Genomic DNA, 14,063 nt, shown 5'->3' on the forward strand with positions numbered 1-14,063 from the left:
GCCGCACCCGGCGGGGCCCCACGACGCCAATCCGGTCAGAAACCCGGACCCTGCGGGTGGCTGTGCCCGTGGCCGTGGCCGTGGCCGTCCTGGGGAGCGGGCTCCGCCGGCTTCTCGACGACCAGGCCCTCGGTGGTGATGAGCAGAGCCGCGATCGAGGCGGCGTTCGCCACCGCCGACCGGGTGACCTTGACCGGGTCGATGACGCCGGCCGCGATCAGATCGGTGTACTCGCCGGTGGCCGCGTTGTACCCACGACCCGGCTCGAGCTCCTTGACCTTGGAGACGATGACCGCGCCCTCCAGGCCAGCGTTGCGCGCGATCCACGACAGCGGGGCGTCGAGCGCGCGGCGCACGATCCGCACCCCGGCGAGCTCGTCCCCGGTGCGACCGAGCCCGTCATCGAGCACGGACGCCACGTGGGTGAGCGCGGAACCGCCGCCGGCGATGATGCCCTCCTCGATGGCCGCGCGGGTAGCCGACACGGCGTCTTCGAGGCGGTGCTTCTTCTCCTTGAGCTCCACCTCGGTGGCGGCGCCGACGCGGATGACCGCGACCCCACCGGAGAGCTTGGCCAACCGCTCCTGCAGCTTCTCGCGGTCCCAGTCGGAGTCGCTGACCTCGATCTCCTGCTTGAGCTGACGCACCCGATCGGCGATCGAGGAGGCCTCGCCAACCCCGTCAACGATGGTGGTGTTGTCCTTGTCCACCACGACCCGCCGGGCCCGGCCCAGGTCGGCCAACGTCACCGCGTCGAGGGAGAGACCGACCTCCGAGGCCACCACCTGGCCGCCGGTGAGCACGGCGATGTCCTGCAGCAGTGCCTTGCGGCGGTCCCCGAACCCGGGAGCCTTGACCGCGACGACCTGGAAGGTCTTGCGGATCGAGTTCACCACCAGGGTGGACAGGGCCTCGCCCTCGACCTCCTCGGCGATGATCAGTAGCGGCTTGCGCTCCTGGACGACCTGCTCCAGCACGGGCAGGATCTCGTTCAGCGCCGAGATCCTGCCCGGGTAGAGCAGGACGTAGGCGTCCTCGAGCACGGCCTCCTGGGCCTCGGCGTCCGTGACGAAGTACGGCGAGATGTAGCCCTTGTCGAACTGCATGCCCTCGGTCAGTTCAAGGTCCAGCCCGAGGGTCTGGCTCTCCTCGACCGTGATGACGCCGTCCTTGCCGATCTTGTCGATCGCCTCGGCGATCAGTTCCCCGACCTGCGTGTCCTGAGCGGAGATGGCGGCGACCTGGGCGATGGTCTCCTTCGAGTTGACCTCGATGGCCTGCTTCAGCAGGGCCGCGGAGACGGCCTCGACGGCGGCCTCGATGCCCAGCTTCAGCGTCAGTGGGGCGGCCCCCGCGGTCACCTGCTTGAGACCGAAGCGCACCATCTCCTGGGCTAGCACGGTCGCCGTCGTGGTGCCGTCGCCAGCCACGTCGTTGGTCTTGGTGGCGACTTCCTTCGCGAGCTGGGCGCCCAGGTTCTCGTAGGGGTCCTCCAGCTCGATCTCGCGCGCGATCGTCACCCCGTCATTGGTGATCGTCGCGGCGCCGTAGTGCTTGTCGATGACGACGTTGCGACCACGCGGGCCGATCGTCACCTTGACCGCGTTGGCCAGGGCGTTCACCCCGTGCTCGAGCGCGCGGCGGGCGTCCTCGTTGAACGTCAGAATCTTCGGCATACCTGGTTGTCCTCCCGACACCGAACACCGGTGAAAAACAGCAGGAGCGCGCCCCGCCGGCGAGCCCGGCGGAAACCGGGCGGCCGCCAGCGGGACGCGCCCCTTGGTGCTACCGGCGAGCGACCTACTTCTCGATGATCGCGAGGACGTCGCGAGCGGAGAGCACGAGGTACTCCTCGCCCGAGTACTTGACCTCGGTGCCGCCGTACTTGCTGTAAAGCACCACGTCGCCGACCTTGACGTCGAGCGGGACGCGCTTGCCGTCCTCGAACCGACCCGGGCCGACCGCGAGAACGATGCCCTCCTGGGGCTTCTCCTTCGCCGTGTCCGGAATCACGATCCCGGACGCGGTGGTCTGCTCCGCATCGGAGGGCTGCACGACGATGCGGTCCTCGAGCGGCTTGATAGCAACCTTGGTGGCGGTCGTCACGATCGACCTCCCCCTTCCTGCGCTGGATGAGAGAGCGACCCTGGCGGCCTGCCGTCGCGGGTGAACAGGCGCCTGTTGTCGCTGGCACTCTCACGTGCCGAGTGCCAACTTAGCACCCGCGCCGCAGACGTCAACCAAGACGGTCGGATCTGTCAAGACGGCGGGAATTCGGGTCGTCCCGAGCGGGCCTGGCCAAGGCCCGGCTCTCCTTCGCGACGGCCCGTTCCCGCCGGTCGGCGCCCGGCGCCAGGAGGCCCCATGAGCACATGAGCACCCTGGGATATGGGAAGCACCATGAGGACATGGGGGCACCATGAGGACATGGGGGCACCATGAGGACATGATCTGGATGTGGGAGGCCAAGGCGGCGCCCGGCCGGGCGAGCGGCCTGCGGGACTGGGCGATCGATGCGCTCGCGGGGCGGGACGGCGAGGTCTACGTCAGCAGCCAACGGGGCGAGGATCTCGTCGTCATCATGCTGCGGACGCCGCCCGATGCGGGCATGTCCGCACAGACCACCGGGGACACCCGCTGTCCGCTGCCGAAGCCACCGGCCGAGCTGGCGAACGGCGATCCGCATACCTGGCAGTTCGAGCAGGTACACCCGCCGCACTGATCGGCCGGGCCCGGCACTGCCGCGTCCGGGCCGTGTCCGGCGCTGCCGCGTCCGGGCCGGGTCCGGCACCCGGCCAGGGCCGGACCACCCAGAGGCCGAACCACCCATCGGAAAGGGACCGCCAAGCGGAACAGGACTACCCGTCGGACGGGGCCGACTGACCGGGGCACGTCCCGTCCGGTGCGCACGCCATCCCAATGTCCCGCGCGTCGATCTCCCGCCTGGCGGCGTCGCAGGCGGCCGCTCCGTGCGTGGGGTCCACAGCAAGCATGTGGGCAGCGACACGCCGCAACAGATCGATGAAGGTCACCCGTTCCGCCGGAGTCAGCGGGGAGAGCACGTGCTGATCGACGAGAAGCCGATCCTCCTGGCTGGCCCGGTACAACTGGACCCCGTGCTCGGTCGCGATGATGATCCGGGCCCGCCGGTCCGCGGGATCGGGGTGCCGCTCAACCAGGCCGGCCCGCTCCAGATCATCGACCAGGCGGACCATCACCGTCCGGTCGATACCGAACCGACGGGCCACCTCGATCTGGTTGCGCGCCTCACCCTCGACCGCGGCACCGAGAACGTGCAGCCCACGCAGCCCGCCGGGCACCCGGCCGACGGCGGCGGCCGAAGCGGCCGCATAGCCGTACCGCACCTGCCCCAATAGCCAGCCGAGGTCCTTCCCCGGGCCGTCGGGGAGGCTCTCCGGCCCCGGGGGAAGCCCGGCGGCCACCGCCGCGTCGCTCACCCTAACAAGGTACAGGCCCACAGAGGAATAATCTACCGCGATATAAGTGCTTAATTAGACAATCTACTGTTAAGATGTTCCATAAATCCGATCTTCTCGTCAAAGAAGATCGATCATATTGATGATCGAATAATGATGGAGGGTTCCCCCGATGCCGCACCTGCTGCACGTCGACTCGAGCCTCGCCACCGAGAGCTCGACGTCCCGATCGATCGCCACCATCTTCGCCGAGGCCTGGCGCGAGGCACACCCAGACGGGATCATCACCTATCGTGATCTGTCTGTCACCCCTCCTCCGCACCTGGACTGGGCGACCGTGTCGGCGAGGTTCACCCCGCCCGAGCAGCTCTCGGCGGAGCAGGCCGAGGCGGTCAAGAAAGGAGAGGAGCTGATCGCCGAGGTGGAGGCGGCAGACGAGTACCTGCTGTCGGTACCGATGTACAACTACGCGGTGCCGTCGACGTTCAAGGCGTGGATCGACCAGATCATCGTCATGGGACGCACGGTGCGGCAGGCTCCGGACGACAGCGCCCTCACCGGCAAGAAGGTGACGGTGGTCACCGCCCAGGGCGGGTCCTACGGGCCAGGCACACCCAAGGAGGGCTGGGATCACCAGCAGCCCTACGTGGCACACATCCTGGCGGCACTCGGCGCCACGGACATCGAGTTCATCCGCGTCGAGATGACGCTCGCCCCGGTGAATCCGGCGCTGGCCGAGTTCATCGACCTGTTCCAGCGCTCCAAGGCGGAGGCGGCGGCCGCGGCTCGGCTACGCGCCTCCGTCTGAGCCGTCCGCCCCACCCGTCGCGCGCCCGGCCGTCCGTAGACAGGCCGGGACGCCGGCGGGATACCCGGGACGCCGGCGGGATACGAGGAGAGGACGGCTGGCCGGGCTGTACCGCCTGGTGGCGGTGGGGTCAGGCGGGTGTCAGGGCTCGACCCGAGAGGTGATGAGCAACGTCGCCTCGGCGCGGTCGAGCAGCTCCGCGTAACCAACGGTGTCGATCTTCCGGACCCGCATCACGTAGGCATCTCCACCGGAAGGCTGGTAGTAACCGCGGCGCAGCCCAATGTCGACAAAGCCAAGCCGGCTGTAGAGGGCACGGGCCGCCTGGTTGTCGGTGCGGACCTCCAGCCCACAGTTGCGGGCACCCGCCCGCCGGGCGTCGCGCAGCAGGGCGATCATCAGACGGGCGCCCACCCCCCGCCCGCGCATCCGGGGCACGACGCCGATCGTCTGGATGTAGGCGCCGTCCTCGGCGAGCGCCAGCCCCGCATAACCGACGATCGCGGACGTGTCGTGCGTCGGGACGCCCTGTGGACGCCACAGCGCCGTCAGGTACCGCCGCTGCTCGCCCTGCGCGAGTTCGGACCAGAACAGCTCGGCCGTCCACGGATCGATGTCGAATACCGTCTGCTCCAGCTCGGCGACCATCGCCACGTGCCACCAGCGCATCGGAACCAGGAGCAGATCCGGCCCATCCGGACCGGCGGGGTGTGGTCGCGGCTGCGTCAAACCGTGACCGGCTTCGGTGTGTGCGGTTCGGTCGCGTCCGGCCGCCGCAGGTAGAGCGGGACGAGGGGCTGGGGAGCACGCCCGGCCAGCACGTCGGCCCCGGCGAGACCGACGAGCAGCTCTGGCCGGGGATAGCCGTCGTCCGGCTGACCTGCGCCGGGCGCGGCCACCTCCCCGGCGGTGGCACCGGCCGTGGTACCGGCGAGTTCGGCGAAGATCTCCGGGTAGAGCACCGTTCCCGGGCCGACGACGCGGTCGACACCGAGACCGCGCAGGAACCGGACGACGTCGGCCGGACGGCCAACGGCCGGATCGCCGACCCGCACCCCGTCGCGGTAACAGGCCCAGAAGACCTCGCGCCGACGGGCATCCGTCACGACGGCGACGGAGCCGCCGGTGGCGGCACCGATGGCATCCAGCGAGCACACCCCGTGCACCGGCACGCCTAGTGCGTCGGCGAAGGCGGCGGCGGTCACCATCCCGACCCGCAAACTGGTGAACGGCCCGGGACCGGCGCCCACGACCACGGCGTCGAGATCGGTAGGGCGGGCACCCCCCTCGGCGAGCACCGCGCGCATCGACGGCGCCAGCAGCTCCCCGTGGCGACGGGCGTCGACGGTGACCATGACCGCTCGCGGCCACACGTGCACCCCGGGCGCGGCGCGCTCACCACCCGTCCCACTCACCGGCCGCGCGGGGTCGGACGACGTCAGCTCGGCGAGCGCAACCGAGCACGCTGCCGTGGATGTGTCAAGAGCCATCACCAGCACTCGTCCAGACTACGGATCGCCTCGCCGACCACGGCGGGCACCCACCCCACCACCATGGGGCCACCGATGTCACGCCGCGCGCGGCTGGTCGATGCGGGGAGTCTCAACTCACCGGCGCACGTGCGCGCAGCCGTTCGATCCAGCTGGCCCCGGACGGGACGAGGCGGACTATCCGAGTCTCCCCGACCTCGTCGGCACGTGGCCGGGAGATCACGATCTCCAGATGATCCGGCGTGAGACGTTCCGCGAGACCGGCACCCCACTCGACCACGGTGACCGAGGTGTCGACGTCGGCGTCGAGGTCGAGATCGTCGATCTCGGCGACTCCACCGAGCCGGTAGGCGTCCACGTGCACGAGGGGAATCCGCCCGTCCGGGTAGATCCGGGCAAGCACGAACGTCGGCGAGGTGACCGTTTCCCGCACGCCCAGCCCGGCCGCGATCCCCTGGGCCAGAACCGTCTTGCCCGCGCCGAGCGGGCCGGAGAGCACGAGCAGGTCCCCGGGTCGCAGCAGGGTAGCCAACCAGGCCCCGAACTCCCGCATGCGCTCCGCCGTGGACACCTCGACCGTGTTCATGCGCCTTCCGTCGTCGCCTCGTTCCGGGGCCCGCGTGGGGAGACGGAGAATGCCTCGGACCGTGCCGACCGACCTGTCTGTGCCGGCGCCGACCGACCTGTCTGTGCCGACCCCGACCGCGGGCGCGGCATGGCACGTGGCGCCGTCGCCTGCCGTGCAATCTCCCGGATGGCGGCGTTCACCACGTCCGGGCGTTCCAACATGATGGCGTGCCCGGCGCCCTCCTCGACGATGAGCTCCGCCCGGGGCAACGCCTCCGCCAGGGTACGGCTGTGGGCGAGCGGGGTCATCAGGTCAGCGTCCCCGACGATGAGCACGGTCGGGATCTCCGCCAGTCGCTCGGCCGCCGCGAGCCGATCGTGGTCGAGCAGGGTGGGCAGGAACGCCGCAATGACCGGGATCGGGGTGTCCGCGACCATGGTCTCCAGGAAGGAGACCACCGACGGCGGCAGTTCCGTCGATCCGAACCCGATGCGCCGCGTCAGCTCCCACGACAGGTCGCTGCCCCGCCGCCGGGCACGTTCGAGCAGGCTCGGCGCGTGCCGCATACCGACCGCGAAACCCGGCAGAACGCGGCGGACCACCCCGGTCACCGACGCCGGCAGCCCGAAGGTCAGCCGGGCCAGCTCACCGGCGCTGGTGGCGAGCAGGGCCACCCCGACGATGCGGTCATCGAACAGTTCCGGGTGGGTGTCGGCCAGGCCCAGCACCGTCATGCCGCCCATCGAATGGCCCACCAGGATAATCGGCCCCCGGGGGACCCGCTCGGTGATCACCCGGAAGAGGTCGTCGGCGAGTGCGTCGATGGTGCAGTTCTTGGCCTCGGACGGCCCGGAACGCCCATGCGCCCGCTGATCGTAGAAGACCATCCGGCCGAGGTCCGTCAGCGCCCGCTGCTGCAGGATCCAGGAATCGGCCGTGACGCAGAACCCGTGGACGAACACCAGCGTCACCGGGGCGTCCGACGGGCCGGTCTCCTCGATATACAGCGGAACACCGTCCCCCGCGATCACGGTGGTGACCCAGCCCCCGATCGGCCCCATCCGCGCGTCGGACGCGAGATCGGCCGTCTCACGCCGACGGCGGATCATCCGCCGCTCGGCGACCAGGCCCGCCGCAACGGCGGCGGCGGCACCAACCACCCCGAGCGATCCCGTGGCCCGAGCCGTGCGGGAACCCGCGATCGCACCCACGGTCTTCGCCATCGGCGCCACCTCTCCTCGGTGCCTCTTCTGCACCGATGATGCACCCGGCCACGCCGGCCGACGGGCCCCCGGCCGGGACGTGGGGGGGCGTCGGCCGGGACCTGGGGGGCGTCGGATGCGCGGCCGGGGAAGCTCACCGGGCCTGTGCGCGGATCCCGTGCTCAGGCGAAGCCCGGCATCGGGAAGGCTGCGGTCAGCTCGGTGACCTGCTCCCGGACCCGGGTAATGGTCACGGTGTCGCCGACCACGGCGGCCTTGACGACATCGTCGATCCAGCCGGCGAGCACCGGCATGTGACCGACCCCCAGACCGCGGGTGGTGATGGCGGCGGTTCCCAGCCGGATACCGGACGGGTCGAAGGGCCTGCGCTGGTCGAAGGGCACCGCGTTGTAGTTCAGCTCGATCCCGGCCTGGTCGAGCGCCCGGGCCGCGGGCTTGCCACCGATGTCCCTGCCGGTCAGGTCGATCAGGATCAGATGGTTGTCGGTACCGCCGGTGACCAGATCGAAGCCCCGCTCCACCAGGGCCTCGGCCAGCGCGCGGGCGTTCGCCACGACCGCGTGCGCGTAGTCGCGGAACGCGGGTGCCGCCGCCTCGCGCAGTGCGACGGCGATCGCCGCGGTGGTGTGGTTGTGCGGCCCGCCCTGCAGGCCCGGGAACACCGCCTTGTCGATCGCGGTGGCATGCTCGGCGTCGGAGAGGAGCATCGCCCCGCGCGGGCCGCGCAACGTCTTGTGCGTGGTGGTGGAGATCACCGGGGCGTGCCCCACCGGCGAGGGGTGTGCCCCACCCGCGATCAGCCCGGCGATGTGCGCGATGTCCGCGACGAGCACCGCCCCGACCTCCCGCGCGATCGCGGCGAACCCCGGGAAGTCGATCGTCCGAGGGATCGCCGTACCGCCGCAGAAAATAATCCTGGGACGCTCGGCCAGGGCGAGGTCGCGCACCTCGTCCAGGTCGATGCGGCCGGTGTCGGCGCGCACGCCGTACCGGACACTGCGGAACCACGTGCCGGTCGCGGAGACACTCCAGCCGTGGGTCAGATGGCCGCCCATCGGCAGCGACAGGCCCATCACGGTGTCCCCCGGCTCGGCGAAGGCCAGATAGACGGCGAGGTTCGCCGGGGAACCCGAGTACGGCTGGACGTTGGCGTGCTCGACCCCGAACAGCGCCTTGGCACGGTCGACCGCAAGCGTCTCGATCGGATCGATGACCTGCTGGCCCTCGTAGTAACGCCGACCGACGTAGCCCTCGGAGTACTTGTTGGTCAGCACGGAGCCGGACGCCTCCAGCACCGCGGTAGAGACGTAGTTCTCCGACGGGATCAGCCTGACCGACGAGAACTGGCGCGTGGCTTCGGCCTCGACGAGACCAGCGAGTTCGGGATCGGCGACGGCGAGGTGGGGAATCGGTGGTTGATGCACCTTGACCTCCGGCAGGTCTGATCCGGCCGGGGGTGCCCAGGCGCGCGGCACCGTTCCGCTCGATCGCTCCCCGGTGGTCAGTTCCACCTCGATGCGCCAGTCACGACTCCGGGCCGAGTCTAGGGGATGAGCCCCGCCCCACGGCACCGGATCCACGCCGGTGCGACGCGTCGCGACGGCACCGGGCGTCGCGAAGACGACAAACGTCGTGAAGACGACAAGCCGGGCGCAGGCCACAGCACCGACGTCCACCGGACCGGGTGGGAGCGGGCCGACTACCGTGGAAGTGCCGCCCCGGCTGGATCGGCTGGATCGGCTGGATCGGCTGGGTCGAGAAGCCGGGAGCGGGCGGATCCAGTGGGATCAGATCGATCAGCGAGTGTGGACCGGAGGCGGAGATCGTGCGGCTGAGGTGGCACAGGAGCAAGGACATCCCGGCGAGCGCCGGCCGTCGTCTGACGGGCCCGGAGCGCGCCGCCGCACTGGGGGTGCCGGACGACACCGAGCCGGCCGGGGGCCCCGGCGCCGCGGCTCCGGCTCCGGTGCCGGCCGGGCCGGTGATGCTGACACTGACCACCCGCTCCCGCCTCGAGGAGGCCGAGCGCGAGGCCGCCGTCCCCCGTCCCGTGCGCCGGCGGATGGAGCGCGGCTCGCTCGGCGGCCACGTGTCGCCCACCGGCGGTCACGGTTCCGGCGGTGCCTGCGGCCCCGGCGGGTGCGGCTGAGCCCGCATCCCGCATCTTCGACTCGTCCGGCGCCGCCCGGCGGGCCGTCAGACGTAGCGACGGGGGACCCGAGCCCCGACCCGGCTGACGATCTCGTAGTTGATGGTGCCCAGCGCCGCAGCCCAGTCGTCCGCGGTCGGTTCGCCGCGGTCACCGGGGCCGAAGAGCAGCACCTCGTCGCCGGCCGCCACCTGGTCGTCACCCACGTCGAGGACGAACTGATCCATGCAGACCGTGCCGGCGATGCGTCGGCGCCGCCCGCCGAACAGCACCTCCGCGGTGTTCGTCGCGGACCTGGGGATGCCGTCGGCGTAGCCCAGCGGCACCACGGCGAGCGTCGTCTCGCGTGTTGTCGTGTACCGGTGCGCGTAGGAGACGCCGGTTCCCGCCGGTACCCGCTTGGTCAACGCGGCGTGCGTCGTCAGCGTCATCGCGGGGCGCAGGCCGAAGGCCGCCGGCGGCCCGACCTCCGGACCCGGGGACAGTCCGTAAACGGACACTCCCGGTCGGACCAGGTCAAAATGCGCATCCGGGCTGACCAGGGTAGCCGCCGAGTTCGCCAGATGCCGCACGGACGGGTGCAGCCCCGCCTTCGTGGCGATGTCGATCGCATCCCGGAAACGCCCGATCTGACCCTGCACCGTGGGATGCCCGGGGGCATCGGCGAACGCGAAGTGGCTCCACACACCGATCACCTCGATCACGCCCTCGGCCTCGAGCGCCGCCGCGGCGTCGCACAGCGCCGGCCAGTCGGCCTCCGTGGCTCCCGCCCGGCCGAGGCCCGTGTCCGCCTTGAGGTGCACCCGGGCGGTACGGCCGGTCCGCCGGGCCGCGGCGGCGGCCTCCTCGAGCGCCCAGCCCGCGGACGCGGACAGGTCGACATCCGCGGCGATGGCGGCGGCGAACGATTCACCGGGCGCCGCGAGCCAGGACAGCACCGGGACGGTGAACCCGGCCGCGCGCAGGGCGAGCGCCTCCTCGAGGAACGCCGTGCCGAGCCAGGTGGCCCCGCCCTCCAGGGCCGCCCGTGCGCACGGGATCATGCCGTGGCCGTAGCCGTCAGCCTTGACGACCGCCATGGTGGCGGCGTCGCCTGCCCGGGCGACGAGGGCGGCCACCGACGTGCGGACCGCGTCGAGATCGATGACGGCACAGGAACGAAGATCATTCCCGGCAGGAGGATCGGCTCGCTGTTCGGTCACGCCGTCACGCTACTCCGCGTGGCATCCGTCGCCGGTCGAGCAGGTCGCCGATGACCTGGGGCAGGAGGGCGGGCAGATCATTCGCTGCCAGCGGCACCGGGGCCCGCTCGGCGGCCCGGCCGTGCAGATAGGCGCCGACCGCCCCGGCCGTCGCGGGGGCGAGCCCGGCGGCGAGCAGCGAGCCAATCAGGCCGGTCAGCACGTCACCGGTCCCGGCGGTCCCCAGCCATGCCGATCCGGTCGTGTTGACCAGCGCCGATCCATCCGGCCGCACGACGAGCGTGCGGGCGCCCTTGAGCAGGATCACCGCTCCCGTCACCGCCGCGGCCCGCCGGAGAACGGCGAGCCGATCGTCGGCGAGTTCGGCTGCGGTGGCCTGCGTGTCCCGGCCAAGGGCGACCGAGACGAACCGCTGGAACTCGCCCTCATGCGGTGTGATCAGCACCGGCGCCGCCCGCTCGGCGACGGCGGGCCGCGCCGCGATGATCTCGGCAAGCGGGTCGAGGCCCCCCGCGTCGACCAGGACCGGAAGGTCCGTCGCCAGCAACGCCGTCAGCAGGGTACGGACCGCGGGTCCCGGCGCCAGGCCCGGGCCGATCGCCCAGGCCTGGACCCGGCCGGCGGCCAGCATCGTGTCGGCGTCACCGGCCTCGATGACGGTCACGACGGCCTCGGGATGCGCCATCCGCACGAAATCGCCGGCCCTGCTCACGACCGCGCCGACGGCCTCGCCCGCGACCTTCTCGGCGTGCCCCGCGGTCACTACCCGCAGGTAGCCGGCGCCACCACGCAGCGCGCCGCCGACCGCGAGCACCGCGGCGCCCGGATAGGCGTCGCTGCCGGCGACGAGGCCGAGGACCCCGCGACTGTACTTGGACGCCGTCGGGCTGGGAACGGGCAATGCCGCGGCGACGTCGGCGTCGTCGAGAGCGCACAGGTCGGGTTCAGGCAGGTCCAGTCCGATGTCGACCAGCTCGACGGGACCGGTGTAGGCGGCACCGGGCATGAGCCACAGGCCGCGTTTGCGGGTACCGAAGGTGACGGTACTGCTCGCCCGGACCGCCGGCCCCGCGACGGCCCCGGTGTCCGCGTCCACCCCGCTGGGGACGTCGACCGCCACCGTCCGTTCGGGGGGTGCCAGAACGGCGAGCCGGGCGTACGGTTCGCGCAGCCCGCCCCGGCCCCCGATGCCGAGCAACCCGTCCAGCACCAGATCGGCGGCGGCGAACAGGATACGCAGCCGCTCATCGTCGATCGGCTGCCCCGCACCCGCCGGACCGCCCGCGCCCACCACCGGACCCGGATGGTGCAGTCGGCCACCGGCCGCGAGCAGGGCTGCGGTGCCTTCCGGGTGGGTGCGGCCGGGTGCCACCGCATCAATCCGCGCCCCTCGGGCGGCCAGCCGCGCTCCGGCCCAGAGGGCGTCACCACCGTTGTCGCCACCGCCGGCGAGCACGACGACGCGGGCACCGTAGACCCGCCCCAGGCGTCGTGCGGCGTGCGCGACGAGCCCGTGCACCGCCCGCTGCATCAGAGCGCCGGGGGGCAGCGAGGCGAGCAGCGGCGCCTCGGCACCTCGAACCTGTTCGACCGTATGGGCATTGCGCATGCCGACATGCTGCCCCGCTCCGATCCGCAGGCGCCCGACAGGCCGGCACGGACCCACCGGACCCACCGGACCCGACCGTGCTCAGGTCTCGGCGACGACCATCGCCACGGCCACGCCGCCGTCGTGGGTGAGCGAGAGGTGCCAGGACGCGATGCCGAGCCGGGCCGCCGCGGCGGCCACCGTGCCGATGATCCGTAACGACGGTCGCCCCCCGGTACCGAGAACAACCTCGGTGTCGTGCCACTCGAGACCGGGGGGTGCGCCGAGAACCTTGGCGACCGCCTCCTTCGCCGCAAACCGGGCAGCCAACCGCTCAGGCCGGGCGAGGCCGCGTTCGGTCGCGGTGAACAGCCTCATCGCGATGCCCGGCGTGCGCGCCAGCGTCGCGGCGAACCGGTCGACATCCACCACGTCCACTCCGACGCCCACCACCGCCACCCGGAAAGGTTCCCACAAACGCGGTGTTGCGCCGCCGTCGGCACCGGGGCGGCCGGTGAGGTCCCCGCCAGCCGGTTCACGCCCACCTCGCCGAGGGCGCCCGCGCCCCGCCGATCAACGCTTCGTCGATCAGCGGGGCGCAGCCCGCCCTGGGGCCGATCCGCCGTTGCCGTCGTCCTTGCTGTCGCCATCGGGAGCGGTGCGGCCCTTGTCCGCGCCGGTGCCCGTGGCGGCACCCCCCGGTCTCATCGGGGGCTCGACATCGTCCCCGGCGAGGATCCGGTAGAGACCACGGCGGGTCTCGGCGAGCAGGGACCGCGCCGCGGCGATCTGCGCTTCGTCTCCGGCCTGGGCCACCTGGACGATGGCCGCACCGACGGCGAACGCCAGCGTTCGCAAACTGGTGAGATCGTCATCGACCGCCGCCGCAGCAGTCTCCCACGGCTTGCGCTCCCCTGCGCGTGCCTCGACGTGCGCCCGCCCGGCGTCGGTGAGATGGAAGACCCGCTTGCCCTCCGCCTCCTCCGCGCGCACGAGACCCTCGTCGGCCAGCAGCGACAGGACCGGGTAGACCGACCCCGGGCTCGGCCGCCAGACGCCACCACTGCGCTCCGCAAGCTCGCGGATCATCTGGTAGCCGTGCATGGGCTCCTCGGCCAGCAGCGCGAGCAGCGCCTCCCGGACGTCGCCCCGCCCCACCTTCGGCCCACGGCCGCCGAAGCTGCCGGGACCGCCGAAGCCGGGGCCACCGAAGCCCGGACCGAACCCCGGGCCGGGAAAGCCGCCGAACGGCCAGCCCGGTCCGCCCCGGCGGCCTCTCGGCCCGCCTCCCGCGTGCCCACCGTGCTCACGATGCCCACCGTGCTCACGATGCCCACCGTGGCCGCCATGGCCGACGCGACCGGCCCGACCGCTCTCGGGGTGGTCCTGCTCGCCGGCCACCGCCTCCGACCGGCCACCACACCGCCCCCAAGCGCTCATCGCCTCGAAGAAGTCCCGCAGCCGGGACGGGCCGAACCCGGCCTCGCATCCCCAGTGGCCCCATGGACCCGGCATCATCTGTGAAACCATGATCATCCCCTTCGGATCGGCGTGACCGAAGCCATCCGCCCACACCCCATCACGTAGGATCACGATAT

15 protein-coding genes and 1 riboswitch are annotated in these 14,063 nt (G+C 71.8%); of the genes, 3 read left to right on the forward strand and 12 right to left on the reverse strand.

What is annotated here, in order from left to right; translation table 11 throughout:
• Nucleotides 1–35: 35 nt before the first annotated feature.
• The gene (gene groL, locus AC08OO_RS01110; protein WP_476608893.1) at nt 36–1,676 is read right to left on the reverse strand and encodes a chaperonin GroEL; all 1,641 of its coding nucleotides are present in this window, start codon (nt 1,674–1,676) and stop codon (nt 36–38) included.
• Nucleotides 1,677–1,800: 124 nt separating this feature from the next.
• The gene (gene groES / locus AC08OO_RS01115) at nt 1,801–2,106 is read right to left on the reverse strand and encodes a co-chaperone GroES (RefSeq protein ID WP_011435085.1); all 306 of its coding nucleotides are present in this window, start codon (nt 2,104–2,106) and stop codon (nt 1,801–1,803) included.
• 313 nt (nt 2,107–2,419) lie between these two features.
• Here groES and AC08OO_RS01120 point away from each other — a divergent pair, with 313 nt between their 5' ends.
• On the forward strand, nt 2,420–2,722 hold the full coding sequence (locus AC08OO_RS01120) for a hypothetical protein (RefSeq protein ID WP_476605969.1): 303 nt from the start codon (nt 2,420–2,422) through the stop codon (nt 2,720–2,722).
• Between the two features lie 136 nt (nt 2,723–2,858).
• Here the strand turns inward: AC08OO_RS01120 and AC08OO_RS01125 are convergent, their stop codons facing one another.
• A complete protein-coding gene (locus AC08OO_RS01125) occupies nt 2,859–3,458 on the reverse strand; it encodes a MarR family winged helix-turn-helix transcriptional regulator (protein WP_476605968.1) in 600 nt (199 codons plus the stop codon).
• A 151-nt stretch (nt 3,459–3,609) separates the two neighbouring features.
• Between AC08OO_RS01125 and AC08OO_RS01130 the strand changes: the two genes are divergently transcribed.
• On the forward strand, nt 3,610–4,245 hold the full coding sequence (locus AC08OO_RS01130) for an FMN-dependent NADH-azoreductase (protein WP_011435082.1): 636 nt from the start codon (nt 3,610–3,612) through the stop codon (nt 4,243–4,245).
• Between the two features lie 141 nt (nt 4,246–4,386).
• On the opposite strand, the gene rimI is transcribed toward AC08OO_RS01130, so the two are convergent.
• The 5 genes from rimI to AC08OO_RS01155 form a co-directional block, all read right to left on the reverse strand.
• Entirely contained in the window at nt 4,387–4,974 is a 588-nt protein-coding gene (gene rimI / locus AC08OO_RS01135) for a ribosomal protein S18-alanine N-acetyltransferase (protein WP_476616427.1), read from the reverse strand.
• The gene (gene tsaB / locus AC08OO_RS01140) at nt 4,971–5,735 is read right to left on the reverse strand and encodes a tRNA (adenosine(37)-N6)-threonylcarbamoyltransferase complex dimerization subunit type 1 TsaB (protein ID WP_476608892.1); all 765 of its coding nucleotides are present in this window, start codon (nt 5,733–5,735) and stop codon (nt 4,971–4,973) included. The genes rimI and tsaB overlap by 4 nt, the downstream gene beginning before the upstream one ends.
• A 112-nt stretch (nt 5,736–5,847) precedes the next feature.
• Nucleotides 5,848–6,321: a tRNA (adenosine(37)-N6)-threonylcarbamoyltransferase complex ATPase subunit type 1 TsaE gene (gene tsaE / locus AC08OO_RS01145; RefSeq protein ID WP_476605964.1), complete on the reverse strand. Its 474-nt coding sequence runs from the start codon at nt 6,319–6,321 to the stop codon at nt 5,848–5,850.
• Nucleotides 6,318–7,526: an alpha/beta fold hydrolase gene (locus AC08OO_RS01150; protein ID WP_476608891.1), complete on the reverse strand. Its 1,209-nt coding sequence runs from the start codon at nt 7,524–7,526 to the stop codon at nt 6,318–6,320. The genes tsaE and AC08OO_RS01150 overlap by 4 nt, the downstream gene beginning before the upstream one ends.
• Before the next feature lie 161 nt (nt 7,527–7,687).
• Nucleotides 7,688–8,950, reverse strand: a complete 1,263-nt coding sequence (locus AC08OO_RS01155; RefSeq protein WP_476608899.1) for a serine hydroxymethyltransferase — start codon at nt 8,948–8,950, stop codon at nt 7,688–7,690.
• 27 nt (nt 8,951–8,977) lie between these two features.
• A riboswitch (ZMP/ZTP riboswitch) is annotated at nt 8,978–9,064 on the reverse strand.
• 287 nt (nt 9,065–9,351) lie between these two features.
• On the opposite strand from AC08OO_RS01155, the gene AC08OO_RS01160 reads away from it, so the two are divergent.
• The gene (locus AC08OO_RS01160) at nt 9,352–9,675 is read left to right on the forward strand and encodes a hypothetical protein (protein ID WP_476608890.1); all 324 of its coding nucleotides are present in this window, start codon (nt 9,352–9,354) and stop codon (nt 9,673–9,675) included.
• 47 nt (nt 9,676–9,722) lie between these two features.
• Here AC08OO_RS01160 and alr read toward each other — a convergent pair whose 3' ends face one another.
• The 4 genes from alr to AC08OO_RS01180 all read right to left on the reverse strand — a co-directional run bounded on the left by alr (nt 9,723) and on the right by AC08OO_RS01180 (nt 13,995).
• Nucleotides 9,723–10,877, reverse strand: coding sequence for an alanine racemase (gene alr, locus AC08OO_RS01165; protein ID WP_476608889.1), 1,155 nt, complete (start codon nt 10,875–10,877; stop codon nt 9,723–9,725).
• Between the two features lie 4 nt (nt 10,878–10,881).
• Nucleotides 10,882–12,486, reverse strand: a complete 1,605-nt coding sequence (locus AC08OO_RS01170; RefSeq protein ID WP_476608888.1) for an NAD(P)H-hydrate dehydratase — start codon at nt 12,484–12,486, stop codon at nt 10,882–10,884.
• 81 nt (nt 12,487–12,567) lie between these two features.
• On the reverse strand, nt 12,568–12,924 hold the full coding sequence (locus tag AC08OO_RS01175; RefSeq protein WP_011435073.1) for a holo-ACP synthase: 357 nt from the start codon (nt 12,922–12,924) through the stop codon (nt 12,568–12,570).
• Nucleotides 12,925–13,053: 129 nt separating this feature from the next.
• Complete coding sequence (locus AC08OO_RS01180) at nt 13,054–13,995, reverse strand: PadR family transcriptional regulator (protein WP_476608887.1); 942 nt, start codon at nt 13,993–13,995, stop codon at nt 13,054–13,056.
• Between the last annotated feature and the right edge of the window lie 68 nt (nt 13,996–14,063).

The sequence above is a fragment of the Frankia sp. CeCAU1 genome (assembly GCF_977971845.1).

Excerpts from the sequence above, each read along its gene's own strand:
- AC08OO_RS01150 (WP_476608891.1), bottom strand. The coding sequence starts at position 7,526 with ATGGCGAAGACCGTGGGTGCGATCGCGGGTTCCCGCACGGCTCGGGCC.
- AC08OO_RS01120 (WP_476605969.1), top strand. The coding sequence starts at position 2,420 with ATGAGGACATGGGGGCACCATGAGGACATGATCTGGATGTGGGAGGCC.
- AC08OO_RS01180 (WP_476608887.1), bottom strand. The coding sequence starts at position 13,995 with ATGGTTTCACAGATGATGCCGGGTCCATGGGGCCACTGGGGATGCGAG.
- AC08OO_RS01170 (WP_476608888.1), bottom strand. The coding sequence starts at position 12,486 with ATGCGCAATGCCCATACGGTCGAACAGGTTCGAGGTGCCGAGGCGCCG.
- AC08OO_RS01130 (WP_011435082.1), top strand. The coding sequence starts at position 3,610 with ATGCCGCACCTGCTGCACGTCGACTCGAGCCTCGCCACCGAGAGCTCG.
- groL (WP_476608893.1), bottom strand. The coding sequence starts at position 1,676 with ATGCCGAAGATTCTGACGTTCAACGAGGACGCCCGCCGCGCGCTCGAG.
- tsaB (WP_476608892.1), bottom strand. The coding sequence starts at position 5,735 with ATGGCTCTTGACACATCCACGGCAGCGTGCTCGGTTGCGCTCGCCGAG.
- tsaE (WP_476605964.1), bottom strand. The coding sequence starts at position 6,321 with ATGAACACGGTCGAGGTGTCCACGGCGGAGCGCATGCGGGAGTTCGGG.